This is a genomic window from Burkholderia sp. SRS-W-2-2016 (assembly GCF_001931485.1).
Taxonomy (GTDB): domain Bacteria; phylum Pseudomonadota; class Gammaproteobacteria; order Burkholderiales; family Burkholderiaceae; genus Paraburkholderia.
In genome coordinates this window covers 26,970-53,155 of the sequence record NZ_MSDV01000080.1, presented here as the reverse complement: position 1 = coordinate 53,155, position 26,186 = coordinate 26,970, and the positions used below count along the sequence as shown (strand labels likewise).

Below are 26,186 nucleotides of genomic sequence, written 5' to 3'. Positions count from 1 at the left end.
ATATTCGGCCCCGCTACCTTGAGGCTGATCACGTCGTTTCCCTTGATTCGGGCATTGCCGCCGCCATACGGCTTGTCTTCTTTCATGAACGACGTTGAAATGGTCTGCCAGGCTGGCACTGTCATTCTGTGGTATCCGTAAGTTGCAAGAGCGACGAGCAGGAGCCCACCGCCGATAAGTGTCCAGCGCATCCGTGACTGCATGTCACTTTGCCTCCATCAGGCGGCCCAGCGCCGTGCTGACGGGATCGGCAACATCACCCTTCGTTGCCTCCCACGCATCGCTGATCCATTTACCCGCCACCACCTTGCCGCTTTCCACGACCTGCTGGTAGGTGTCCCAGTCAGCCCATTCTTCAAGCGCAGGTCCGCCCATAATTTCTTTCAGATCCGGGAACTGCAGATCGGCCAGTCCACCATCGAGGTAAGCGAGGGGGTGGGTCTTGAAGGCAAAATCTTTGAATTGTTTGTTGTCAAGTTCAAGCCGATATTGAGGCACTGGCAATTTCACGCTGCCATTTCCCGGCCTCTTGCTGGCGATTTCTATTTTGTCTCCGAGCATGTTCTGCTCGAGACCTCTCTCCATGTACCATTGAAGAAAAAACCTCGCGTTATCAAGCCACTCCTTTCCGGCGGGAGATAGGGTTGGCTTCAGTTTGGCTCCGTAGTTGGAGCAGTAGAAATAGCCGTAACTGACGTAATAAACGGGTGGCTTGTGGCCGCAACCTATGTGCCTCATCATGAAGTTGCTATGCCGGGACCAGTCGGAAGAGGTGCATTCTGGCTCAATCAGCGTTTGACGCTGGCGCAAAAGCCGCGCAGAAACGTCCCTGTCGGTCCACGGATCCCACGAAGTGGCGAAAGCCTTCACGGTCGACCATACGCTGCTCGCAGTAACCTTTTCGACCGTTTCCGTGTATTGGCACTGAAGCGGTCGGTAGTAGTATTCGCATTGTCCGATGATCGAGTCCGCGGCGGGTGGTACATGAACATCACACGCTGTGCGTTCGACACGCGCACGCTTTTCGTACGACTTCAGCGTCATGTACGATTCTGCATAACCTACATCCTTGTCGTCATCTGCCATTGTTAGCTGCCCTTCAACTTGATTGATACACCTTGAGGAACGTGGCTGCTCGCCAGTGACGTTTCTCCACGCTCATTGGTTACACCTTCGGCAATCAGCTTGCCTTCGGAGAACATCTGGTAATGTGTATTCGCGATCGGAACATCGGTTCCAGCCCAGTGCACAACGAATGCCTCGTCAAAAGAACCGACGGACTGCGGCAAGGCAGGAGCGGCAGAAGAAAGTCTCTGCGCGCCTTTCTTCTGGACTGTGATCGTCTTGATGAAGAGGTCGAGAGGACCGCCCAGCGTGATGCTGCCGTTCTTGATCTGGATAAATGCGCCGCCGCATTCAAGGATGATTTCTTTAGCCGCAGAAAGGTTGACCTTCTGGTTGACGCTACCAATATTCACGTCCTTGCTGGCAATCAAGGACATCGGGCCACCTTGGGCCTGGAATTCGACTGGACCTTTGGCGGCGAAGATCTTGATACCGATCTGCTGCGCGAAGAGCGATATCTTTTCCCCCACTGCGGCGGTAAAGCGCTTCATGACGCTGAAGTCGGCATTTTTACCGGCGACGCCCGTAATGTTCTGTTGCGCCGCCAACTGGATGCCGCTGGCTGCCACGAGTCCGGCCGAAGCCGGTGTGCTCATGAGTAGGCCCGGCTCCTTCAGGCCGTCAAGATCATTCTTGAGCTTCTGCTGGGCAGCAGTATCCGCCCGCTCAGCCTTCGCATTGCCTGCCGAATCCGAAAGCGATTTGGCGAGTTCGAGTGCGCTCTCCAGTTGAGCCATCGGCTCCCGCATGTCCAACTGCTGGCCGGTCGCAGCAGAGCGGTCGTAGGCTGAGAGAATGAGACCCTTGCCGGCGCGGCTCACACCGTAGCCGGACGTCCGTAGCTCATACCCCTCGCCGCGGTAGTCCAGCTTGTTGTCAACGAGATAGCCCAGATTAAGCTGCGACTTTCCCGAATGCTCGGTACTGAGCTTGATCCCTTCCTGCCCTTCCCAGTCCTCCATCCGCAGCTTGTTGTTCTTCTGCGTGCGGATCATGTTGCGCGAGAGCCAGCGGCGATCGTTGGTGACCAGGTCGCGCGCCTGACTGTGGTGGTGGAAGGCGGCGATTTCGGGCTTGTCCGGATCACCGTCGCGGAAGGAGATCACGGCCTCGTCGTTATCGAGCGCGACGAAGTGCATACCGGTCTGCAGCTTGCCAGCAAAGGGCTTCGCCAGACGCAGCGGCACACTTTCACCACCATGGGGCCACTCTCCGAAATCGGCATCGAGGCGCACGACGTAGTAGCCGACAGAATTCAGATACCCATAGGTGTACTTGTCCGGGCTGCACACACGAGCGCTGAGAGTGCCAGGGATTGTTGCCCAGTTGGCCGACTCCAGTTCGAGCCTGAAACGCCGGTCCGCGAGGATCGCCGTATAGCTGTTGGTATAGGACCTGTTACGCGCGCCGCTGTGCCGGATCTCGGTGATAACCTGACCTTTCGGCGCATCTGGCAACACGATGTCTGTTTCAAGGACACGGGCGCACTGCAGCGCGAGCACGTTGCTGCCGCCTTCGAACGTAATCTGTCGGGCGATGGCCGCTTCATGCCGCAACTGCGCTTCCCATTTCGCGCCGTCCTGGTCCAGATGGCCGGTGCCATAGACGTACGTCTGGCCGTATGTGGTCTCGTCCTGTGGTGCGATATTCGCCTGATCGCGCAGCCGCTCCCACGCCAGTTCCGGGTTGTAATCGGCGACAACGAAGGCTTTCGGCACAGTCACGGCATGCGTCATGATCGACGTGATCGCTTCCGTACCACCTGTCTCGAGCCCCGCCGTTTCACGGTACGGCACGATCAGCCGCGGATCGTAGATGTAGTGGTCGATGTCGTCGCCAAAGACGATCTGGTCGCCGTATTCGGTCTCAAGGATGTAGCAGTAGATGCCGGCCTTCTCCATGAGCATGTGCACATAGTCAAAGTCGGTCATCTGGTACTGGAAACGCCACAGATGCTTCGGGTACTTGCCGCGCAGCCGGAACGACATCTGGTGATCCCTGATGCCGTGAGCGGTCAGGATCTTTCTGATGATCTGCGGAGTGGTGAGGTGCTGGAAGACCTGCGTGTTTGTGGCTGCCTGCAGGCGCCCGAGGTGGGATTTCAGGACAACGCGGTACCGGGTGAAGTCCTTTGTGGTCTGGATTGTCGAAAAGCGTTCAATATAACCAGAGAATTTTCGTGGCGAACCGTCGTCTGGCGTAATCGTGAAGACGGCGTCGCGATTCAGATAGTCGGCACGCGCGAGCTGCATCGGATGAGTCAGCTCAACGCTTACCTCATTGGGCGCACCGAGCTTCTCGGTTGCATCGAATGACACGACAGACAGTGCCAGCGCACTGTGGGTACCTGGTACGTCGAGAAAGTATGCCTGCCGTCCGGATATGGATTGCAGTGCGTTGAGCAAGTCCGCCATTGGCGTGTGACTCCCTGAAATTAAAGGAAGGCACGGCCCAAGGGAATAACGCTGCAATTTTGACGAGCCGTGACTGCGACCGCTATCGATTCACCGGATCTTATATCGGGTGATCGCGTCGTGAACAACCGCCCGGCCCACGTTTAATCGTCATTTTCTGTAAAAATCCATTGTTTTCCATTAAAACTCAGACTCGTCAGATGCTAATTGAGTATCCAGAAATAAGCGAACATAACATTCTGGTGTGATACCGGTATTTGAATTGGCTCGCCATTATGCCGATACCTGATTATCAATTCTGGGGCTCGGTGCGACACAGCCGTCGAATACAGACTTGGAAAACGGGATGACAGTGGCAGAAGATCGACAGTGCGGACATTGCGAATGCGGTGGGTTTGCGAGTGGCTTGTTGAACACGAGTGCAAAGCCCGCCGCCTGCCCCGCCTCACCCAGCGATACCGCGCGGTAATCAATCGGAACGAATCCCGCGAGGTCGAGCAGTCTGCCGAACTGGATCACCCCGAGAATCACGCGTCACAATCGGATGTACGAGCGCCTTATAGCTTGCAAGCTCCCGTCTCCTTGAGCGGATACGGCACTGTCGAGACGCCATTGGCGCTCGAGACGAGCTCACGAGCGAAGATCGCGTCGGGGCCGTTATTATCTTGCACAAGAATCTCGTAGTCATGTCCATGCTCGGGCACGAAGGTGCTCGATTTCGGCGCGTCGATCACCCTGTACCGTTTACCGTTGATGAACTGTTCACTCACAACCTGCGCGCGAACAGTCATCGGCTCGCCGGCCGGCACGATGTACTCGTGAAAATACCGGGCCGCGTCGGACGGCACGGGCATACCCACCGTCTTGTTGGAAAGGCTGGACAGACCGGGCTTGGACGCAACGAAATGCTTCGCCTCGCCCGTAGCGCACGCGGTGTTCATGTAGAAGGTCACGTTCGCCCCCCAGTACACGCGTACACGTGCCTCCGTTTCCGGGTGATAGTCTGCCACCGTCTGGGACGGTGTGCTCACGCAAGCGCATAACAACACAGGGATCAGAGGTGAAACGTATCGCGAAAAAGTATGGCGGTTCATTAGGGATGAGGCCTCTCATGCGGGCGCCTATTGGCGCAATCAACGGGACGAACCAGGTCAGGTTGCGGTTATATCTACACGTATCAGGAATATAAAAACCAGACTCCGATATCTTGCGAGGTTCGCTACTGGCCAGCCAGACCGTGTATAGCGTCGGAATTCCTGTCGCGATTCTATTCGAGCATCTTTCATGATTTCACAGATGCAAACCATCTGACACGTCAGAATCAATTGTGGCTGCCGCATTAAATCGAGTAGGCTGTTTAAATATGCCTCATCAATACCTCGCACGGCTTTCCAACGAGCCACCGCGTGGTTTTGGATCATATCGATATGTTGCCGGGCATCTAAATTCAGGCGGAACCCTTGCCGTCTTCTCGCCGATTTGCGCTTCTATACCGCTCTCCTCGCGACCATACGCATGCGCGTACTGGCCTAAGGATTAAAATGTACGATTTTTCACGGTGGCAAATGGAGGATAGACGTCGCAAAGCCCTCCTGTTCACCTCGAGCGTGGTGGAATCGGTCCGTGCCAGCGCGCTGCCGTAGAGCCGGCCTCCAGCGGCCGTATTCATCACGCGGTCAGAACTGTCGTCCCTCTGATAGTCGCGAACTTGCCCGAACGTATTTGTACCGGATACGAGAAAGGCGTTCTTCCCGGCGTCGTTCTCTGCCTTCAGACGCTTCCTTGAATCGTGCGCCCGCCCTGCTTCAGCGCCTCGGCGACGGCTTGCGGTTCCTTGAGGACTTCTTCCTTCGCCTGCTCCTTTCCACGTGTCGAGGCTGCTTTCGCCTGGGCTTGCGTGCGCTGCTCGATCAACGTGTTCCTCCAGTCCAGCAATTGTTCGTTTTGCCCATGCAGGGCGCCCAGGACGATCGCCGCGCTGCCGGCCAAGCCCAGAGTTACAGGCAAGACGGCGCCGCTAAGGCGAGCAGGAGCCGACGGATAGGGGTAGAGCATTGCACCAGCAAGCAAGCCGGTGCTCAGGCCGCCGAGGTGGGCGGCCTGATCGATACCCGATGTCACAAAGCCGGAAAGCAGATTGATTACAATGACCTGACCGACCGCGCTAAGGCTGATGCGCACGTTCGAATCATTTGGCGAGTCGGTCGCGGCCGAGAATTGAGCGATTGCCCAGATGGCCGCCGCGCCGGCAAGGCCCATCAGCGCGCCAGACGCACCCACGCTCACAACAGGACGAATGCCGACATTTGTGACCATAACGCCGAATGCGCTCTTAAACCCCTGGACCTCGTGATAGCCATACCAGAATGCGCTAACCAGACTGCCGCCCAGTGCGGAAAGCAGATAGATCGTGGCGAACCGCAGCGCTCCGACGGCGCGCTCCAGCACACTGCCCAACACAAACAGCATGTACATGTTCAGGAGCAGGTGCGTCCAACTCCCGTGCAGAAACGCGCTTGTCAGTAGCCGCCAAGGCTCGCCCGTCAGCGTCAGTGGCGCGAAGTTCGCGCCCCAATCCAGCAAGCGGAAGTTGTCGAGCCCGTTCGAACCTGCCCCACTCCAGAGGAACACAAATACCCCGATATTGATAACGGCGAGCAGGATATAAAGATGGAGATTGACGTCTTTATTCATTCTTATGGACTGGATTAATTATGATTTAATCGATATTTTGTCGATCAATCGGTTATCGAAAATTTATCGATTCAGCCTCTGCGGATTGATCGACAATCCGTCAAGGCCAACAAACGCCGTGCTTAACGACACGGCAGCGGACACGACAGCGACAGGTATCTCCCCCTTCAAACCGCGCCACGCGAGCCGGCAATCCACGATAAATAAAACAAAAACGTTACCGTTAGGAATACCACCTTCTCAATCCTCATGACTGCGCCCTTCGAAATACCCGAGGTCAAGGAACAGTGTAGTCGCCGCAATCCGGTAGCGGACGGTCTGGAATGTAGACTCCAGCACTTCTATCGAAATCAAAGATCCGCTTATACGTACACTTTTTGTCTAAGGCAGTAATTAGATCTCGCCGGCGCAGTGGCGGACCTTCTAGCGAATCCTTACCGCGTGACACTTTTCCGGGAAAACTGGTGGCTCGAGTCGCGTAAAGCAGGCGCGGAAAACCAGACTTGACGGTATGATCTATTCCAAGCACTGTTGTATATCGGTACTCGTCATGACATGCGCCAAGCCGACGACGCTCATCGCGCGCTGTAAAACAGGCTCGAATCATCAATGATCCTTCAATAGGTATGGACAACACTTCACGCTCATGAACCGAAGATCCATCCCGGCGTATTTCGAACAGTCTCAATTCCGACGCAGAACCACCACCGCCTGAGTACGACGTGGAAAAGTTAACCCGGACGCCAACTACGACGGATCCACTGCCATCAGCAAGTCGCAACAGACGCGGCCACAGCGTGACATTTATGTTTCGCGAGTCGTCCGGTATATCCGACAGCAAAAAGCGATAAGTGGAAAGGCTCGCGCCTGCGCTGTCGATCTGTATCGATGCCCGGGAATCGTCTCCATCATGCACGATTCGAACACATAGGCGCTTGTCGACAGTGCATCTCTTCTCTTCGGTGCCCGGTGGTATTTGGGGGGCTTCCGTCACCAACGCTTCCAGGCGATTACCTGCATGGTCCACGTCCACCGCGGACAGATTACTACTTAATAAGTCCAATCGCTCCTTGTAACGAGAACTTAGACAAGAAGTTTCTACACCGCAGGCATCTCGAATCTTCAGCCATTTTAATTGAGATGAATTCAGCGCAAGCGGGTCAATGGTCACGTCCGATGCATTTTTCCAGGCGACTGAAAGATCACTATCCAATTTTGACAACTTGCCATCGGCGCAAATCGCCTGCTCGGTGGCGGAAGCTGCCTTACTGCAATCGAATCCTGCCGCATGACTGGACGCCGAAACTAGAAAAAACACGCCGGCACTCAACGACAGCAGAAATTGGTTAAAGCGAATACTCATAACGAAATAAAAATAAGGCTGAAGTAAGGCCGAGGCTTCCCGTCTTTTCGTCGCCCAACTGTCCCGAGACTTGTGCACTGTGGTTGCAAACCAACTCGACGCAATCGAATAGATCCGCTTTCGCATCCCGATGCGTCAGCTCGGCAATACCCATGTCGCATACCGTAACGGCTAGTCCGGTCCCCAACTATCTTTGACACGCCGCACGACATCCAGTCACAACTCCGCCGTGCATATCGTTTTCGGTGCTTCGAAAACTACCTGACTTCCTTCTTCATTTCAATCAAGGTTGTACGCGGCTTCCCGAAAGACTAATTTCATGGAAATTCATATTTCAACCCGCCCACGGTCTTCCGGCAAGAATCTTTAAAATATCTTCACGGAACTTCTTATAACTCAATTTTATCAAGAAATAGAGTCATTGAAAATTACAATTTGTTTAATTTTCGGAAACATGCGTCAATTTTCTTTAAAAATATCCTTATCATTAAAATAATTGAATAAAATTTCGCATCGAAAATTCCATCGCCTCGAAATAAAACGCGACGAGACATTGAAATATGAAGTTTATCTGGCGATCCGCACACACATTCAACAGGCATTAGATGATCAAAACACCGAAAAAAGTCCTCGTGTTGAGCGTCAGCGCAGGGGCCGGGCATATGCGTGCTGCCGAAGCGATTTGCGCCTTTGCCGCGGATCACCCGGCAGGTATCGAAGCCGGGCATCTGGACGTCATGGATTTCGTGCCGTCCACATTCCGCAAGATCTACACGGACTTCTATCTCGCGCTCGTGAGTTCACAGCCGGCGCTTTGGAATTTTCTTTACCACAAAACCGATGAGGCCGACCCCGCCGCGCTTTCGCAAAGAACCCGGCGAGCCGTCGAGCGACTCAACTGTCGTGCGCTGCTCGCCGAAATCGCGCGTTGCCGTCCGGATGCGATCGTCTGCACGCATTTCTTGCCCGCCGAAATTCTCTCGCGCGAAATCCGCAAGGCTCGACTCGACGTGCCGGTATGGATGCAGGTCACCGATTTCGATCTCCACCGCCTATGGGTCGTGCCGAACCTGCACGGGTACTTTGCCTCGAACGACGAAGTGGCGTGGCGCATGGGCATGCGTGGCCTTCCTCACGACGCGATTTATCAGAGTGGCATTCCGGTTATGCCGGCATTCAGCCAACCTCTGGAGCGTGCGGGCTGTGCTCGCGCATTCGGCCTCGATCCGCGGCGCCGGACTCTGCTGATGATGTCCGGTGGCGCCGGACTCGGTCCCATGGACAAGCTCGCCGCGCGCCTGCTGGCCATGGACGCCGACTTCCAGTTGATCGTTCTCGCCGGTCGCAACGAGGCTTTGCTCGCGGCGCTCGAAAAACTCGCCGCTGATTATCCGGACCGACTGTTTCCGCACGGTTTCACGCGCGAAGTCGAGTGTCTGATGGCCTGCTCCGATCTTGTGATCACGAAACCAGGCGGCCTGACAACCTCGGAATGCCTTGCGATGAAACTGCCGATGCTGCTCAACTCCCCAATTCCCGGGCAGGAAGAACGCAATGCCGATTTCCTTCTCGAACAAGGCGTGGCTCTGAAGGCAGTCGACGACGACGCACTCGTCTATCGCGTTCGCGCTCTACTGGATGACCCAGCGCAGCTCGAAGCGATGCGCCGCCGCATCGCGCCACTTGGCCGGCCGCTCGCGGGCCGCTTCATATTGGATCGGGTGCTGGGGATAGAGGCCGCTCGATGACACGCGCCGACTTCGTTCCGTCGTGGCGCACGCTGATATTGATCGCGTGGGTGATACTGCTGGGCTTCTTTTTTGCCAACGTCGAAATCCAGGTCGAGGGCAGCGCTGGCTGGGCCGCAAATCTGCCGACGTGGCGCATCGAGAAGCACTGGCTACTCGACCTCTTCTGGGGCGGCCGGCCAATGACGGGCTATCACGCCTGGGTGTTCCCGTTCGTGGCGCTATTCTTTCACCTGCCGCCCGTCTTCAATTTTCGCTGGTCCTGGCGAATCGAGGCTCGCATCATCGCCTGCATCATGCTGTTCTGGCTCACCGAGGACTTCCTCTGGTTCGTGCTGAATCCCGCGTTCGGGATATCCCGCTTCGAGCCTGCCTTCATACCATGGCACGTCCATTGGTTCGGCTTCGCGCCCACCGACTATTGGACCATGGGAGCCGCCGCCATCGTGCTCTTCTTGGTCTCGCGCGCTCGCCCCGATGCCGACAGGGATATCGTGTCATGGCAGTGAAGAACCTCTTTCGCCTCACTCCGTCGCTCTATCGGAGCGCGAAGCTGTCGAGAAGGGACGTAGCGCATTTGCATGAACTCGGCATACGCAAGGTCGTCAGTTTTCGCGCATTCCATTCCGATCGTCGCATTCTCACCGGTACCGGCATCTCCGTGCAGCGCATTCCGATCAACACATGGAATATCCGCGACAAGGAAGTGCTGGCGGCGCTCCATGCGTTGCGCCACGCGGAATCCGATGGTCCGATCCTGATTCACTGTCAGCATGGTGCCGATCGAACCGGGATGATTTGCGCGCTGTATCGCATCGTTTATCAGAACTGGAGCAAGGAAGCCGCAGTTAATGAACTGCTCAACGGCGGTTTCGGGTTTCATGCGATCTGGAAGAACATTCTGCATTACCTGGAACAGGTCGATATCGAAAGCCTGCAACGGCAACTCGTCCGGATATCAACAACACACGGCACAGCATCCCCTTCACCTGGTCCATGACCACTCGACGTGGCGCTTCCGCAGACGAGTCGCGGGCCGCCACGCGGGGGTGGCTTCAGGACAATGCGGAGAATTATCTTGTCTTTTCGACAACTCATCATCCTTGTGGTAACGAGCCTGCTACCCGTTTCGGCCACTTACGCAAGCTCGGACGAAACCTGTGAAGCAATGGCCACACCGAGACAGAACGACTATTCGTGCGGCGCCGTGCCGATATTGAGTCCCGGCAACGATACGCGAATCAACGCAATGCTATTGATGGTAAATGCGGACAGGTTTGCTCAAACTCTTCCCAAACCGTCGACCTTCGCTCCCGCGGACGGAACAAGCGAACTTACCGTTCCGTTTCTGTACGACTTCTCGACCTGGATCGATAGAAGTCAAACTCAATCGGGTACTGGAAGTGACGACGCCGCTGATGGTAATCAAACAGATTACTATGCCGATGGCGAAGGCAACATCTGTCGCAGTGCTGCATCGGGAGACAAGGGGTTTTACGCGGCACTGGACTCCGCGAAGCAACTCCCTGCTGATGACGCCGCGTCGTTACGCGCAGCGCGCGCCGTCATGATGACGGCTTGTGAGGATAGTGGAACCAGTGCGCCGTGGACGAAATCGGCGGGCCTCAGGTCCAGGTTAGGCCAACAGTTTGCGACCTACCTCGACGGTGCACGTGCGTTTTACCAGCACGATTTCTTCTCTGCTACGAAGGCGTTCGCCAGCGCGTCACACAGTACCGATCCGTGGTTGAAGGAAACCGCGCTCTACATGACCGGTCGTGCCCAGCTCAACGCGGCGCAAGCCGGCGTATTCGACGAACATGCGATCACGCCCGATCGTTCAAAGGTAGTCAAGGTTTCACTCGCCGCTTCGGACACTGTCTTCCGTACCTATCTACGTATTTATCCGCATGGCCTCTATTCGGCATCCGCAGCGGGCTTGCAGCGGCGTATCGCGTGGCTGGGCGACGACGTTACGCAACAGGCCAGGCTGTACGATAGTGCTTTCGCGAACTGGTCCGCGACAACGTCGAACGTCCGGCTCGACCAGTTGGCAAATGAACTCGACAGCAAACTGCTCATGACGGACATCAAGACGAATGACATCCAGTCTCCACAGCTACTGGCGATCATTGACCTGATGCGCATGCGCGTCTCGGACAGCAGTGACGCAAGCCGACAAAAGCCGATTGCATTGCACGAATTGCAGGCGCAGAAGCCACGCTTTGCCTGCAGGCCGATGCTATTCGAGTATCTGCTCGCGGCGTGGTACGTGCACCTTGGCCACCAGCCGGAGCAGGCGCTAGCCCTGCTGCCGCAGTCCGTCGGAGCTTCACTCGACTACTTCGCCTTGAGCCAGCAGATGCTGCGCGGCTTCGCACTCGAGGACAGCGGCCAGCGCGACAAGGCACGTCAACTCTGGACGCAGTTGATACCGCTTACAAAATACCCGCTCCAGCGCGAAACCCTGGAGCTTGCGCTCGCCATCAATCTCGAGCAGGCTGGCCTTGTCGACCGAGTCTTCGCGGATGACTCTCCGATCCAGAATGTCGCCATACGCGAAACCCTGATCCAACGCGCGGCTAGTGCGGACCTGTTGCGGGCCCAGGCACAGAACAAGGCAAGCAACGACAGGATGCGCGATCTCGCGCTTTATACCTTGCTGTATAAGGAATTGACCCGCGGGCACTATTCCGATTTCATCGCGGACCTGCCGATGATTCGGGATACCTCATCGGAGCCGTTACAGCCATTCAATTCGCCTGCCACCACGGATGCTATCGGCTACGTATGTCCGTCGATACGCGACGTGGCTGTGGGTCTGCAGCAGGACCCTCGTGACGCGAAGGGGCTCAATTGCCTTGGCGAATTTATGCGCCGTCACCCACCCGCGTATCCGCTCGTCGGCGATCCGATCGTGTTTTCGTTCGCGCAGCCCGCGGCGGCCGCCAGCCCGACAGACTCCACCGCGCCGCCGCTCGGAAGCGCTCCTTCGCAATTTCGCGGAAAGGTCGTTGAACGGATAACCAACTATCAAACGGTTATAGGCGATACACGGGCATCGGCGGACGACCGTGCTTACGCGCTCTATCGCGCGATCCGCTGCTTTGCACCTTCTGGCTATAGCGATTGCGGGGGCAATGACATTCCGGTTGACACGCGAAAGCGGTGGTTCAATACATTGAAAGCTGCCTATCCGCACAGTAAGGCTGCTCAATCGCTGAAGTATTACTGGTGAGTTCGCGGTGACGCGTTTGCTAGGCGCAGCCATGCTGCTGTGCGCGAGAATTGCACTGGCGGGCACGGTAGATCCGTCACAATACGATGCATTCTGGATGTGGGCGGGTGTGAAACCGCAGCCGGTGCTGCAGGACGCGCGCACGATCTACCTGCTTCAGGGGCAGATCGAAGCGTCACCGCGCGACGAATCGATCGTACGCTTCATCGCGCAGGGTGCGTCACTTCCGCCCTCGTCCCGCGCCAGGATCTGGCTCGTGTATCGCGCGCATACGTTGCACTGGACGCCGCGCATCGAGCGCATCATGCTGAACCAAATCGCGCGCCGGCGGGCAGAGGGCCGCGCGATCGTGGGTGTTCAGATTGATTTCGATGCGCATACGCTCCATTTGCAGGACTATCTCGACTTCCTGCGCGGCCTGCGTGAACGCCTGCCTGCCGACTACCGGTTAAGCATTACCGGACTGCTCGACTGGAGCAGCCGCATAGACACCGATCAGGTCAACCAGCTCAAACACATCGTCGACGAGGTCGTAGTGCAGACCTATCAGGGCCGTCACACGATTCCTGATTACGATAGCTATTTACCGCGCGTCAGCCGGCTGCAATTGCCGTTCAGGATTGGGATCATTGAGCGTGGCGCATGGGACGCGCCGCGGTACCTGGCGGAAAGTCCGTGGTTTCGGGGCTATGTGGTCTTTCTCCGCAACGAATAACCCGAAGCAATCGCACGAACGTCTGACGGACGCCTTTGTGGCGAGCCGGACCGTCGCAGCGCCCTGTCATGGACGTTAGGCGTGCTCCACGCGAGAATCGGCCAATCGACACAGTAATGCCAGTGCTCGTCCGTCTCGGACTCGGCCGCACATGGCTGCTGTCTGCGTTTTTCTCTGTTGCATCGATCAATCCCCGGCCGAATGCATCGGAGAGGTGGATGGATACCAGAAGCTCCGAAACATATCGACACCATAGGACGTGCCGTCATACTTCAGGACTTTGCGAACGATCCGCTTTCCCGTATCGACGTAATTTCCCTTCTTCAACTGCGTCTGGGTAATCTGCGCGGTAAGCGATAGGTCAGCAAAACCGTGACTCGATGTCCTTTCAATGGCTATAGTCATATGCGCCGACTCGCTGCGGGCGCCCTCGATACCTGGCCCACAGGAGAGATTGTCGACAGTGACCCAACCATAGAGATTCGTGCCGAACACAGGGACCAGGTCATCCTCTTTACGAACCCAGAGAGTCAGCTCATGCTCCGCGGCGGCATCGGGACAGCTCGGTCCGACTGTGTCGCTGTCGAATACAACACCAAAGGCACGCACTGACGGAGAGAGCAGATACGGCGCCGTATCTATACGGTAGCTGCCAAAATGCGTAGCAGCATCTTCTTCGACGAAGGAACGATTGGCCGCGATCACTTTCCCGCCCTGAACAAGGGCGATGACTTGCTTTATATGATCCCCATCCTCACCGTCGGCATGATCAAAGTTCGTGTCAAACGCAACGGCGGCTATCGTCGTGCCAGGCGAATTCGGCATCGCCTTGCAGGCGGTCGCAGCCAGCACGCCGCCTGGCTTGTTCCGCGATATCAGCTTGCCCGTTACACCTGCCCAATGGGCGATGGTGGCCACAGTCACTTCGTCGCAAGCCGGGTCGTCATTGGCATGGGCTAAGGGCGAGACTACCAGTGCAAGGAAAGGAACGAAACGGAGGAGTCTATGCATTTCAAACAGAATTCGGCAAAGTAGGTATCTCAATGCCCTTTATAGAGGGAAGCAACACGGTGGAATTGCCCCTGTATCTCCGGACACGCGCTAGAAAAAATTCGTCAATACTTCTTATCCGGTGTTCGACAGATTCCCGGCGATATAGCCTGAACCGTTATCCATATGCCATTACACGGAATTTCCGCGGTCCGTCATAGTCCTCGCGCGGCGATTGCGATGCCGACCACCAGCCACTGCATTATGGCAATCACAACACTGCCCCACAGTAACCTGATCGCACCCCGCACTCGTGCACCTGGTGGACGACGCACCTTTTCCGCATTTATCCAGCCAAGAGCGATCAACGCTTCGTCCAGCCCCGCCAACGTGTCATCGACTTCTCCTTCCTGCAACCGTGGATGGTCTGCCAACGCGGCGAACAATCGACGGTCAATTGCGATCCGCACGGCATACCATAGAGCCGCGACGCCGAACATAATGCTGACGCTCGCCAGCAGTACGCGCTCCAGCGGCACGTGCTGCCAGCCTGCCGCAATCCAGCATCCCGCACCCGCTGAGCCAAGCGCCACTGCGCTCGCCCAATAGCCAGCTTCGAGCGCCCCGCGAGCAGCCGCGATCAGGAACGGTATGGACTGGTCGCGCATCACACAGCCTCCGTCGCTCGCCGGCGATCTATCCACTCCTGCAACACCGCGGCGCTCTTCGCCGACCACACTGCGTCCGGCTGCATCGCCCGCACGGCGGCGAGCGCGTCGCCCGCATCGTTCATGTTACGGCGCATCGACAGCCACGCGGCCGCGCACAATACACTGCGCCCGTAGCCGAGCGCACAGCAGACCAGGACGTCGTGGCCGCTCTCATGCAGCCTTTCGAGTTCGGCTACAGCCTGCCGCAACTGAAGGTACGACGGTACGACGAGATCGAGTTGCGGCACGGTCGCGTAAGCGAACAACGCGTCGCTCTTCGTCCATCTTGGCATCTCTGCGGTCAGGTCGACGAGGCCGGTAAAACCATGTCGTCGCAACTCGCTCGAGGTCGGAGTACGGCCAATCGACACCCGTGCATCGATCCGTACGGGCTGTGGCCGCCGGAACGTCCACGCGCGCGAGTTGACAAACGCGCCGGCGATCGTTGGCGTGAACAGCATTAGCATGAGCGGCGGGAAACGTCCCTGCGCATCCTTCTGGAACGCGGCTGGCATACCGCGCCAGTAGATCGAAGCGACACACGCGAGGGAAAGCGCAACCCAACCTGCGACCAGTGCCGCACCGGCCGCGCCAGGCAAGCAGGCGAGTGCGACGCACGCGACGGCAATTGCCGCAAGCGCATAGCGTCGCGCGAGTACACAGGCTTCCGGCGACGGCACCCTGTTAGCGGCTCGCGCCCGACACGCGGCGGCGCGCAGCGGGAACAGGAACAGTGCAACGCAGCCAACGGCAACGCCAGTCGGCACATCGATCGCATGATGTTGCCATGTTGTCAGTACCGATACGCCGATCGCCGCGAACCACAGGTGCAGCACGACGCGCGCAGCGATGCTACGCAGATGCTCCGCATAGACGGCCCACAGCACGACGAGTAGTCCGATGTGCAGGGACGGTGCCTGGTTATACGGCTTGTCGAAACCCATCAGCAGCGTGAACAGCGCCCCTGCGACGCCGCCCGCGTCGGGCCGTTCAAAGCCGAAACGCAGCGGCCAGGCGATGAAGCACGCGACCGAGATCAATTGAACGGTCAGCAGGCGCTTTACGTGATCGAGCAGATCGTCACGCCGTGCCCACAGAAAGAACGACAGCGCGTACAGCAGATCAATCGACCAGTACGGCACGATCGTCCACGGCACGAATGGAATCGCCCGCTCCCAGCCGAACGCGAAGGTCGGCACCGACGCTCGCTGCGAAGCCAGCCAGTTCGCGAGGCCATAGGTTGAAAAGAACACCACGCCCATAATCACGAGCCAGCCTAACCGCAGCATGAACGACGCTTCGCGCGCGCCATCTGCGACGTCGCTGGCGAAGCGACGCTCGCTGCCGCCGAAATCGCTCATACCGCGTTCACCCGTTGTGCGAGGCTGACAGTAAATATGCCCATCCCGTCGATTCGCTGGTCGAGCTTGCGGAACCCCGCGCGTGCGACCAACTCGTCCATTTCGGCCTGCGAACGGCGGCGCATCACCCAGGTCGAGTCGCCACGGTGGTTGTTCAGCGCGCGGGCGATGAACTCGAGCTGCGGATGCCACGGCTGGCCGGTGTAGACCAGATATCCTCCCACCGGCACCGCCTGCGCAAGTCCGTGCAGCGAACGTTTGATCAACGCGTTTTCTGCGAATAGCTCGTAGAGGCCAGAGACGATCGCGAGCGTCGGCCGTGGATCAAGTGCGGCGAGAACCGCTTCGTCGAACGCATCGCCATGTTCGAAGCGCGCGATATGTTCGAGGCCGCGCTGGGCAATCAGCGCCCGCCCCGCTTCGATATTCGGCGCGCTGTAGTCGCGCAGCACGATGCCGTCTGGCGCGGCCCCAACCTCCCGGGTCGCCGATGCAATCGCATCTAGCACATAGCGGCCATGCCCCGCAGCGATATCGACGATCCGTACCGCGACGCCGTCGCGTCGCAACCGGGCGATCGCCATGCCGATCAATTGCTCGAGGTGCACCTTGCGCTGGCGGATTCCGCGCCAGCCCGGCGAATCGAGGTAGGCGCGATCGATCGACCTGCCTATCCCGAACTTCCCCTGTGCATGGTTGCGGTACACGTAGTCGAGAGTCGAACCCGAGTCGAAACCCAGTTTGAGCCCGAGCGCAACACCATCCGACAGCACGCCACCAGCCTTCAGCGTGACCCGCGCCGCTGCCCAGTACATCCGTCCGGGCAGGTTCGCGGGCCGCATCTTCAGCGCCAGGTACTAGTCGTGAAAGGGCCCACTTCGGTCGGCGTCGGCCAGCGATACGCGCGGCCCCGGCGCGTCGAATTCCCGTAGTACGAACGCCCGCAACGATGCAAGCGCCTGCGCGCGATCCCGCTCGCCGAGTGTGTCGTGATAAAAGCCCGGCAACACGACGCGCTCCTTGCGCGTTGCCCCAAGCCGGTCGAAGAACTGGTCTTGCGGACCGCGATGGACGACCCAGTCGGCGCCCGAGATCAGCAACTGCGTCGGGACGGTAATCGCAGCGGCATCGGCCACAATGCGTTTCGCGGTGTCATGTAGCTCGAGCAGCATGTTGACCGCGATTGGCCGCGTGATCAGCGGATCCGCCGTATAGCTCGCGATGCGAGCAGCGTCGTGCGTGAGGAATTTTGGCTTCACATAGCTGTTCACGTAGAACAGGCCACAGCATTTGTGCAACAGTCTCAGGCCCGGCCGCGCGAAGGGCACATAGAGCTTGATGTGGAACGCCGGCGATGCGGCAGCGCACCGGCGGCGCATAGTCGTGCACCCAGGTCGCCGCAAGCACCGCGCCGACACTCTGGCCGACAATCGCCAGATCCTCCGTCGCAATACCGTGCGCGTCGCGAATGTGCTCGACAAAGGTCTGCAAGTCTCGCACGGACGCGGCCATGCCCGGGCTATAGCCCCGCGCGCCAGGCGAGCGGCCGTGACCGCGCGCGTCCCACGCGAAGAATGCGAAGTCAGGCAGGTCGAGTTCGTCGACAAGATGCGCTACACGCCCCGAATGTTCGTGGCCGCGATGCAACAGCACGACTGCACCGCGGCAGCGCGGGATCGCTGCAGGCCAGTGACGGTAAAACAGCTTTTCGCCATCGTGAGTGACAAACTCTGCCTCGTAGGCGACACGTACGCTCATGCGCTTTCTCTCATTCCGTGAGTCAAATCAATCTCGACGCCGTGATCATCCGCCGGCTTCGGCGATCCCCGCCTGTGCGCGTCGCACGACTGTCACCAGCGACAGCACAATCAACAGACGCCACACCCATATCGCGACGGCGCCGACCGGCATGCTCAAGCCTACCCACAGCGCGAACGCCCCGAGCGCGACTGCCCGGTCACTCTTGCCGAACGGGCCATCGTAACGACGGCTTCCGCCGACAAGCGGGCCGATCAGTCCCGCGCATTCGACAACGACTGCGGCCAGTGCGAATAACCAGATGTCGGCCGCTGCAAAGCCTGAGGCCGCGAGAAACGGCAGCACGAGCGCGAGATCGGACACGATGTCTCCGAGTTCATTCAGGTAGGCACCGGGCACGCTCTTCTGCCCATGCTCGCGCGCAAGCATTCCGTCGATCGCATTGAGCGCCATTCGCACAAACAGCCAGAGCGGAATCAACAGAAACAGCCCCCGTGCGACAAACCCAAGGCTGGCGAGTGCGCCGACTGCAATCGAACCTGCGGCGGCACATAGCGTGACCTGGTTGGCGGTGATGCCGCGTTGTGCGAGTGATCTCGTCAGTGGGCGCAGCAGGTTCTGGAATTTTGGTTTGAGTTCGTAAAGGCTCATTTATTCTTGTGCAAGCAAAATGGTGTGGATTGCGCATGACGAGTCGCGTCGCCGGATTTATTCAATGTCTGCGCGAAGACGCCAATATTATTGGCCACGATAAAAACGTCAACAGTGGCGAATTCTTTTTAACAATAAAATTCCGATCGTGCTTGGATTAAATTTTATTGAGGTACGTTAAATACTGTTAATTTCGTTATGCATAGAAAAATAATGCTTGAAGCGCGATCGTTCATCGTAGACTTCCGACATCGCGAAAAGTCGAATAGCGCGAAAACATGCATCATTTCCAACACTATTAGTTTGATATGCGACAGGTCGCACCGGCTTGCCTGTCCAACACTGCGCCTACCAATAATGAATCTACGGCATATCTGGCAACGCGACTTCCTGCTGACGATCGTGCGATTCGTCGCCGGTGCCTATCCGGTCTGGCATGATGCGCCGCCCTCCGCATCGCAGAAGATCTACTTCTCGAATCATACGAGCCACATCGATACGCTAGCAATCCTCGCTGCGCTGCCGGGCGACGTGCGCGCGGTCGTGAGGCCGGTCGCCGCGCGCGACTACTGGGACAGCAGTGGTCTCAAGCGCCATATCGCGCAGAAGCTGCTGAACGTGGTTCTAATCGACCGCCACCGCGAATCAGGCGGCGACCCGCTCGATCCCGTGCGCGAAGCGCTCGCGCAGGGTCATTCAATCATCATTTTCCCCGAAGGCACGCGTGGCACCGACGCGCTGCCGCAGCCATTCAAAAGCGGGCTGTTCCATCTCGCGGGCGAATTCCCGCATGTCGCCCTCGCCCCGGTCTACCTCGAAAATTTGCAGCGGATCATGCCCAAAGGCGCGATCTGGCCCGTGCCGCTGATCTGCAAGGTGCACTTCGGCGCGACCGAAGTGCGCGGCGAACAGGAAGACAAGGCATCCTTCCTCGCTCGCATGCGCGACGCGGTCAGCGCACTCGCTCCGCACCGGCAGGCAGGCTGATCGCCGCCTCTTTCCTCTTTATCCGAATTTCGAATATGCGAACACTTTTCTGGGAACTGGTCGGGGGCGTCACGATCCTGTTGACCGTCGCGACCGTGATCGGTGCGATTCTCGGCGCACGCAGCAGCGACACGAACACGACCATCGTCAATCTGAATCAGCGCATCCGTGCATGGTGGGCGATGATCGCGGTGATGGTCATCGCGATCAGTCTGGGCAACAACGTCACGTACTTCGTGTTCGCGCTTCTGTCTTATCTGACGCTGCGCGAATTCATCACGCTGACACCCACGACGGCAAGCGACCACACTACGCTCTTCATTGCGTTCTTCATCGCCATTCCCGTTCAATACCTGCTGCTCGCGATCAACTGGTACGGCATGTATTCGATCTTCGTGCCGGTGCACCTGTTTTTTACGATGTCGCTCGTGTCGGCGCTCACCCAGGACACAAGCGAATTCCTGAGCCGCAACGCGAAGATCAACTGGGCGCTGATGGTATGCATCTATGGGTTGAGCCACGCACCTGCGTTGCTGATCCTCGACATCCCTCATTACGCGGGGCAGAACGCATTGCTATTGTTCTATTTCCTGCTCATCGTGCAGATTAGCGACGTGCTTCAGTACGTGGTCGGTAAACTGTTCGGACGACGCAAGATCGCACCGCGCCTGTCGCCCTCGAAGACGGTCGAGGGCTTCGTCGGCGGCGGCCTGCTCGCGACATTGTGCGGCGCCGCGCTCTATCGCGTGACGCCGTTCAGCTTCGTTGCCGCGTTCGGCATTTCTCTCGTGATCGTGATTGCGGGTTTCGTCGGCGGGCTTGTGCTGTCAGCCGTCAAGCGGTCGCTCGGCACTAAAGACTGGGGCTCGATGATCGCCGGACACGGCGGGATGCTGGACCGGGTCGACTCGATCTGCTTTGCCGCGCCGGTGTTCTTTCACCTTGTGCGATACCTGTACACCTGACGATCGAAATAAGAATCGCGCTCACGCGGAGTTTTACGCTTTCGTCTGGGTGCGGCTTGGGGAAAGGCCGCTGCACTCAGCTTGCTTCGGACGCTTTCGACGAGCAATTGAAGGCCAACGGGTGCCCTAAGACTTCGCGACCGGATGCGCCCGCTCTCAGGCACCGTTGACTGCAACCATCTTCATCACGCACAGCACTACCCACACCCGACGCCAACGACAAAGCGGGAGGCGCCTGCAGCGCCTCCCGCTCTTAACGACGCACCAACCTCCGCATCGTCCTCAGCTACAAGAAAAACCCCGCCAAAAACATCACCGCGTATCGCTGACCGTCTTATTCATCGTAGTCCCCGCAATCACGGTATTCACAAGCGTGATGTCATGCACGTTGTACGCGTAGATCGGTCCAGGCGTCGTCGATGTCGCCGGACCGGCGGCGGCCGGCGTGCCGAAGTCGCAATTGGTGATCGTCACGCCGGTGATTGCCGGGACCGTCGGCGTGGGTGCGGGGCCGTTGTAGTCGAACGCGACCGGGCCTTGCGCGACGATCGCCTGAAAGCACGAGCCCGTCACGCCGTTCAGCGTCACGTTGCTCGCCTTGACGTTCGAGATGTTGACGTTCTGCACGAGCGCCGGCCGCGTGCGGATCGCGTCCTTCGACGGTTGATAGTCGCAGTCGAACGTGATGATGCCGCCTTGCGACGCCGACGGATTCGCCGCGCTGGCGGTGACGACACCGACAGGAACCGTCGAGTTGATCGGGCTGCCCGCCAGCATGCTGCTGCCGTAGCCCGCGCCCGTGAGGCTCACGCCGTTCGGCAACGTGACGTTGTCGACATAGAAGTCCTTCACGAAGCCGCCGCGATTCATGTTCGTCTTGATACGGATCGCGATGTTCAACGAATTGGTCGCCCAGAACTTATTGAGCATCTGCAGATTGCGCGCATAGATCATCTGCACGCCCCCGCCCATCTCGCTGCCGAGCGTAATGCCGCCGTGACCGCTGTTCATCGTGCAGTTCTGGATCACGTGGTTTTGCGCGGGGCCGTATTGCGTGTCGAGATCCTTGCCCGATTTGATCGCGATGCAATCGTCGCCGGTATTGAAGACGACGCTGTCGCACAGCACCATGTCGCACGCGTCGGGGTCGAAGCCGTCGTTGTTCGGGCCGATGCTGTCGACCGTCACCGCGCGGATCACGACGTTCTTGCAGTCGGTCGGATGATGCTGCCAGAACGGCGTGTTGATCGTGCGATAGCTATCCATCAGCACATTCGTGCAGCCGAGAAACTCCACCATGCACGGGCGCAGATAGTGACCAATGCCGAAGATGCGCTGCTCGATCGGAACGCCCGACTCGGACAGCGCCGGCAGATAGTTCTGGTCCTGCTGCCACGGCGTGGCGGGATTGGTCAGTTCCGCGTAAAGCGTATCGGAGATGCCGGGCACGACCGTTTTCAGATCGACGTTGCTCAGATTCGTCGTGGCCTGCGACGGCGTTGACGAATTCACGAAGCCATACGCGCCGCTATTGCCTTTGAAAGTCCACCAGCACGTGCTGGTGTTGCCGCTGCCGGCGAACGGCGTCATGGCCTGGCCGTTGAGCACGGACGTGTCGCCTTCGCCGGTCAGCGCGATATTGGTTTGATTGCGCGCATAGATCGGGGTGCCGTAGTTCAGGCAATCGTTGGCCTGCCAGCGGCTGTAGTAGAGCTTCCCGTTTGCGCCGCAGTCGATCGGACCGTCCTTCGCGTAGTCGGCCGGATTCGGGCTAAAGAAAATCTCGCAGTTCGCGCTCAGATGGAAATTGACGTTCGACAGCAGCACGATCGGCCCCGCGCAATACCAGCTGCCGGCCGGCACGACCACGGTGCCGCCGCCCGCCGCGTTGCAGGCCTTGATCGCCGCGAGGAACGCCGGCTGGGAATCGAATGAGCCGGGTGCGTGGGTCTGGTCGGCGCCGGTCGAGAGCGGCGACTTGGACGCATCGGTGTACGGGTTGGTCGCGGCGACGACCGCACACGGTTTCGCGCCGTAATCGGTGACGGGAAACTGGCGGGCCGGGAACATCGACGTCGATACGCTCTGCAGCGCGTTGATGATCTGCGTCGCCGAGCCCGTGGGGCCCCAGATCGGATCCTGCGCGACCGGCGGCGTCGGGCTGGCCGGCGCGCTCGTGCCTGAAGAATCTACCCCGCCGCCGCATCCACCGAGCACGCTCAGCGCACCGATGCCGCCGAACAGCGGCGCGCTCGCCGAGAGGCTCGCGAGTTTGACGAACGAACGTCGCGCTGCGGAAGGAACTTCGGAACGGGTCTGCTGCTTGTCTTTCATTTTGTCTCCGGGCCCGTCTCACCGACGGTTGTAATCGAGCACGGGCGCGCGGGACGGCTTCGCGTCAGCCGTGCTTCGAAAGATATGTAAGGCAACTACGAGGGACAACTTCTTGGATCGAGATATAGGACATCATATAAAAAAGATTGTGTAAGGCGTGATCCAGAAAAACCCCATGTGCACGTATTTTTAACAAAGAAAGGCCATCTTTGCCTTGCCATGACGGCGTTGTGACAGCCCTAGATGGACCCAAGTAGTTATATGTCATCATATCTGCTAAGCCTAAAATATCCGCTGAAAGCGCTTTAGAATCGGTGTTGTCTGACATCAATGAGGCATAGAAGAAGCGGAAGCAGGACCGCCCCTCTGACCGGAATCCGGATCATCCTCAGCAGGTTCGCCGGGTTTGTTCGCTCCGGCGGCGCAGTTCTTCCGTCGTTTCCCCTCCCCCGTCGGGCAGCCATCCCGGCGGCTGGATCACGTGATTGAGCGCGGTCCACGCACTTTTCGCGCTGACGACATCGCGAATCAGCGTGGCCCAATGTTCGAATTCGACGACGAGCGGATTGCGCGACGTGGTCGGCGTCACGAGACCGTAGCGACACGGTTCGTCCGCGCGTTCTTCGACGTAGGTGCCGAACAGCCGGTCGAAAACGATCAGCACGCCACCGTAGTTCGCGTCCAGATAACTGACGTTCGACGCGTGGTGCACACGGTGCGCAGAAGGCGTATTGAACACATATTCGAACCAGCCGAGCTTGGGAATGTAGGTGGTATGCAACCAGCCCTGGTACATGAGATTGGCGAACAGCGTGAACAGTACGACCTCGGGCTTGACGCCCAGCCATACCAGCGGCGCGAAGAACAGCGTCGAGCCGGTCAGTTTGCCGGTCAGGCCAAGACGATATGCGGTTGACAGCGTCAACTGGTTCGGCGAGTGATGCACGGCGTGCGTGGCCCAGAAGAAGCGCACGCGATGCGATGCACGGTGATACCAGTAGTAGCAGAACTCCATGCCGAGAAAGAGTGCGAACACCATCAGCGCGCTATTGATATCGACGGTAAAAATGCGATGGTCGTAGACGAAGCTGAAAACCGGTGTCGCAACGGAGATCGGCAGCAGCGACATCAGCCTGCGTCCGGCCAGATCGAACAGCGAAATCCACACCTCGTACCACGCAAACGGTGTGGCCGCACGCTTCATGCGGCTGAGCACGACGGCTTCGATCAGCGAAAGGACAACGACGATGCCGGTAAAGGCAAGAACGAGTTTTGTTAAGGATTCCATGACGATGCCGTAAATGGTGGCGGGAGGTATCGTCTGCGGTGGCGGGTAGTCAGTGCAGCGCATCCGATACGCGCACTTTAGAGAGGGTTCTCGTGACTGGCTATGCGAAAGGTATTTCAGCGTATGTCATGGGGGTGAGGCGCCGGTGGGGTAAGGGTTTCCGGCTGCCCGTCGGGGGGAGAAAGTCCGGGCAACGTGGCTTGTCGGGCGGCTGTCGCCATCGCGATGACGATCGGCCGCGGGCGCTTTCGCGCCAACCATTCTTCCAAAAATCCAATCAATCTATTTAGCCTGCGCATGGATGCGCCCGCGCATGTTGACGAGAATGTGACATAGCCGGCTGCGAAGCCGATGCCGCGCAACGCGTGGACCGGCCCTCAGCACAACATGCGAATCAGGAGACAACATGGCACAGCAAGGCACCCGCACCGGGGTCGACAAGGTCAAGCAGGCGCGCCGCGCGCTCATCTCGAGTTGCGTCGGCACCTCGGTCGAATGGTACGAATATTTCATTTACGGCACGGCCGCCGCGCTTTATTTCGGACCCCTGTTCTTCCCCAACAAGGACGCGTCGGTCGCGCGCCTGATCGCGTTCGCGTCGTTCGGCGTCGCGTTTCTGGCCCGCCCGCTCGGCGCGTTCATCTTCGGCCATCTGGGCGACCGCATCGGCCGCAAATCGACGATGATCTTCACGCTCGTGCTGATGGGCGTCGCGACCGGCGCGATCGGGCTGCTGCCCACCTACCAGCAGATCGGCATGCTGGCGCCGGTGCTGCTGGTCGCGCTGCGTCTACTGCAAGGTCTCGCGGTCGGCGGCGAATGGGGCGGCGCGGTGCTGGTCGCGGTCGAGAACGCGCCGCGCCACAAGGTCCGGCTGTACGGCGCGGCGCCGCAGATGGGCAGCGGCTTCGGGCTGTTTCTGTCGACCGGCGCGATGGCGCTCGTCGGGCTGCTGCCGCCCGAAGAGCGGCTCGCGTGGGGTTGGCGCGTCCCGTTCATCGCGGGCTTCGCGCTGGTGCTGATCGGTCTGATCATTCGGCTGGGCGTCGCGGAGTCGGAAGACTTCAAGCGGGTGCAGGAGAGCGGCCGGCGCGTGAAACTCCCACTTGCCGACGTGCTGCGTTACGCGAAACTGCCGGTGCTGGTCGCCACCGCGATGTCCGCGTCGTTCGCGGTGGTGTTCTACATGGTGGCGACCTACTTCGTGTCGTATGCGACCTACCATCTGAAGATGCCGCAGGCGACCACCTTCAACCTGGTGATGATCGCGTCGCTGATCGACCTGATCGCCTTTCCGCTGATCTGCGCGTACGCGGACAAGATCGGCGCGCATCGCGTGTTCTTCTTCGGCACGCTGTTCGCGGTATTGGGCAGCGTACCGCTGTTCCTGACGTTGAATACCGCGAACCCGCTGCTGGTCGGCATCGCGTTGTCGCTGACGATGGTCTGCGGACAGGTCACCACCTATGGCGTCGTCGGCAGCATGAGCGCCGAACTGTTTCCGGCCGAATACCGCTACACCGGGATCGCGGTGTCCGGCGCGATCGCGTCGATCCTGTTCAGCGCCCCCACCCCGCTGATCGCCGAATGGCTGATGCACCGGACGGGCTCGTGGTGGTACCTCGCGGGCATGGTGTCGGTGGCCGGGACCATCGCGACGCTCGGCGGCATCGGCTACATGAAGCTGCGGCACCGCGCCCATCAGGTCGGCTATGTCGCCGAGCGCACGCAGCCGCACCACGATGTGGCGGTTGCGACGGCGTCGGTGGTCGGCAGCGGGACACCCTGAACCGGCCAGTGTGCGAACGGGTGCGCTCGCCGCGCCCGGCAAACGAAAGGCGTCAC

The 26,186-nt window shown here is 58.9% G+C and carries 19 protein-coding genes and 2 pseudogenes; 8 read left to right on the top strand and 13 right to left on the bottom strand.

Translation table 11 applies throughout. The features are described from left to right. The 6 genes and pseudogenes from BTH42_RS33295 to BTH42_RS35240 all read right to left on the bottom strand — a co-directional run. A pseudogene (locus tag BTH42_RS33295) lies at positions 1 to 203 on the bottom strand (glycosyl hydrolase); the annotation flags it as partial. Between the two features lies 1 nt (position 204). After that, positions 205 to 1,086 (bottom strand): hypothetical protein, encoded by an 882-nt coding sequence (locus BTH42_RS33290; RefSeq protein ID WP_075305425.1) that lies wholly within the window; start codon positions 1,084 to 1,086, stop codon positions 205 to 207. A gap of 2 nt (positions 1,087 to 1,088) precedes the next feature. Beyond that, positions 1,089 to 3,539 carry a type VI secretion system Vgr family protein gene (locus BTH42_RS33285; protein ID WP_075305424.1) on the bottom strand — a complete coding sequence of 817 codons (2,451 nt, stop codon included), beginning with the start codon at positions 3,537 to 3,539 and terminating at the stop codon, positions 1,089 to 1,091. A gap of 557 nt (positions 3,540 to 4,096) precedes the next feature. Then, complete coding sequence (locus BTH42_RS33280; RefSeq protein ID WP_256702503.1) at positions 4,097 to 4,492, bottom strand: hypothetical protein; 396 nt, start codon at positions 4,490 to 4,492, stop codon at positions 4,097 to 4,099. Positions 4,493 to 5,309: 817 nt separating this feature from the next. Further along, on the bottom strand, positions 5,310 to 6,233 hold the full coding sequence (locus BTH42_RS33275) for a rhomboid family intramembrane serine protease (RefSeq protein ID WP_075305422.1): 924 nt from the start codon (positions 6,231 to 6,233) through the stop codon (positions 5,310 to 5,312). A 277-nt stretch (positions 6,234 to 6,510) separates the two neighbouring features. Beyond that, positions 6,511 to 7,722, bottom strand: a complete 1,212-nt coding sequence (locus BTH42_RS35240; RefSeq protein WP_143752312.1) for a lysozyme inhibitor LprI family protein — start codon at positions 7,720 to 7,722, stop codon at positions 6,511 to 6,513. A 479-nt stretch (positions 7,723 to 8,201) separates the two neighbouring features. Here BTH42_RS35240 and BTH42_RS33270 point away from each other — a divergent pair, with 479 nt between their 5' ends. The 5 genes from BTH42_RS33270 to BTH42_RS33250 all read left to right on the top strand — a co-directional run bounded on the left by BTH42_RS33270 (position 8,202) and on the right by BTH42_RS33250 (position 13,297). Beyond that, positions 8,202 to 9,344: a galactosyldiacylglycerol synthase gene (locus BTH42_RS33270; protein WP_075305421.1), complete on the top strand. Its 1,143-nt coding sequence runs from the start codon at positions 8,202 to 8,204 to the stop codon at positions 9,342 to 9,344. Next, positions 9,341 to 9,853 (top strand): hypothetical protein, encoded by a 513-nt coding sequence (locus BTH42_RS33265; protein ID WP_075305420.1) that lies wholly within the window; start codon positions 9,341 to 9,343, stop codon positions 9,851 to 9,853. The genes BTH42_RS33270 and BTH42_RS33265 overlap by 4 nt, the downstream gene beginning before the upstream one ends. Beyond that, entirely contained in the window at positions 9,844 to 10,344 is a 501-nt protein-coding gene (locus BTH42_RS33260) for a tyrosine-protein phosphatase (protein ID WP_075305419.1), read from the top strand. Before BTH42_RS33265 ends, BTH42_RS33260 begins: the two co-directional genes overlap by 10 nt. Before the next feature lie 63 nt (positions 10,345 to 10,407). Then, positions 10,408 to 12,582 carry a hypothetical protein gene (locus BTH42_RS33255; protein ID WP_075305418.1) on the top strand — a complete coding sequence of 725 codons (2,175 nt, stop codon included), beginning with the start codon at positions 10,408 to 10,410 and terminating at the stop codon, positions 12,580 to 12,582. A gap of 31 nt (positions 12,583 to 12,613) precedes the next feature. Next, on the top strand, positions 12,614 to 13,297 hold the full coding sequence (locus BTH42_RS33250) for a DUF3142 domain-containing protein (protein WP_143752314.1): 684 nt from the start codon (positions 12,614 to 12,616) through the stop codon (positions 13,295 to 13,297). Positions 13,298 to 13,483: 186 nt separating this feature from the next. Here the strand turns inward: BTH42_RS33250 and BTH42_RS33245 are convergent, their stop codons facing one another. The 5 genes and pseudogenes from BTH42_RS33245 to BTH42_RS33225 all read right to left on the bottom strand — a co-directional run bounded on the left by BTH42_RS33245 (position 13,484) and on the right by BTH42_RS33225 (position 18,767). Then, the gene (locus tag BTH42_RS33245; RefSeq protein WP_075305416.1) at positions 13,484 to 14,308 is read right to left on the bottom strand and encodes a multidrug ABC transporter ATPase; all 825 of its coding nucleotides are present in this window, start codon (positions 14,306 to 14,308) and stop codon (positions 13,484 to 13,486) included. A gap of 194 nt (positions 14,309 to 14,502) precedes the next feature. Next, positions 14,503 to 14,955, bottom strand: a complete 453-nt coding sequence (locus BTH42_RS33240) for a hypothetical protein (protein WP_075305415.1) — start codon at positions 14,953 to 14,955, stop codon at positions 14,503 to 14,505. Further along, positions 14,955 to 16,358, bottom strand: coding sequence for a phosphatase PAP2/dual specificity phosphatase family protein (locus BTH42_RS33235; RefSeq protein ID WP_075305414.1), 1,404 nt, complete (start codon positions 16,356 to 16,358; stop codon positions 14,955 to 14,957). Before BTH42_RS33235 ends, BTH42_RS33240 begins: the two co-directional genes overlap by 1 nt. Beyond that, positions 16,355 to 18,116, bottom strand: a pseudogene (locus tag BTH42_RS33230) (bifunctional alpha/beta hydrolase/class I SAM-dependent methyltransferase). Before BTH42_RS33230 ends, BTH42_RS33235 begins: the two are co-directional and overlap by 4 nt. Before the next feature lie 45 nt (positions 18,117 to 18,161). Next, complete coding sequence (locus tag BTH42_RS33225) at positions 18,162 to 18,767, bottom strand: CDP-alcohol phosphatidyltransferase family protein (protein WP_075305413.1); 606 nt, start codon at positions 18,765 to 18,767, stop codon at positions 18,162 to 18,164. Positions 18,768 to 19,124: 357 nt separating this feature from the next. Here BTH42_RS33225 and BTH42_RS33220 point away from each other — a divergent pair, with 357 nt between their 5' ends. Next, on the top strand, positions 19,125 to 19,754 hold the full coding sequence (locus BTH42_RS33220; protein ID WP_075305412.1) for a 1-acyl-sn-glycerol-3-phosphate acyltransferase: 630 nt from the start codon (positions 19,125 to 19,127) through the stop codon (positions 19,752 to 19,754). A 35-nt stretch (positions 19,755 to 19,789) separates the two neighbouring features. Further along, a complete protein-coding gene (locus BTH42_RS33215; protein ID WP_075305411.1) occupies positions 19,790 to 20,719 on the top strand; it encodes a phosphatidate cytidylyltransferase in 930 nt (309 codons plus the stop codon). Positions 20,720 to 21,031: 312 nt separating this feature from the next. On the opposite strand, the gene BTH42_RS33210 is transcribed toward BTH42_RS33215, so the two are convergent. Both BTH42_RS33210 and BTH42_RS33205 read right to left on the bottom strand, forming a co-directional pair. Continuing rightward, positions 21,032 to 23,053 (bottom strand): glycoside hydrolase family 28 protein, encoded by a 2,022-nt coding sequence (locus BTH42_RS33210; protein WP_075305410.1) that lies wholly within the window; start codon positions 23,051 to 23,053, stop codon positions 21,032 to 21,034. A gap of 388 nt (positions 23,054 to 23,441) precedes the next feature. After that, positions 23,442 to 24,341 carry a sterol desaturase family protein gene (locus tag BTH42_RS33205; RefSeq protein WP_075305409.1) on the bottom strand — a complete coding sequence of 300 codons (900 nt, stop codon included), beginning with the start codon at positions 24,339 to 24,341 and terminating at the stop codon, positions 23,442 to 23,444. Between the two features lie 406 nt (positions 24,342 to 24,747). Here BTH42_RS33205 and BTH42_RS33200 point away from each other — a divergent pair, with 406 nt between their 5' ends. After that, positions 24,748 to 26,130: an MFS transporter gene (locus tag BTH42_RS33200; protein WP_075305408.1), complete on the top strand. Its 1,383-nt coding sequence runs from the start codon at positions 24,748 to 24,750 to the stop codon at positions 26,128 to 26,130. The last annotated feature ends 56 nt before the right edge of the window (positions 26,131 to 26,186 follow it).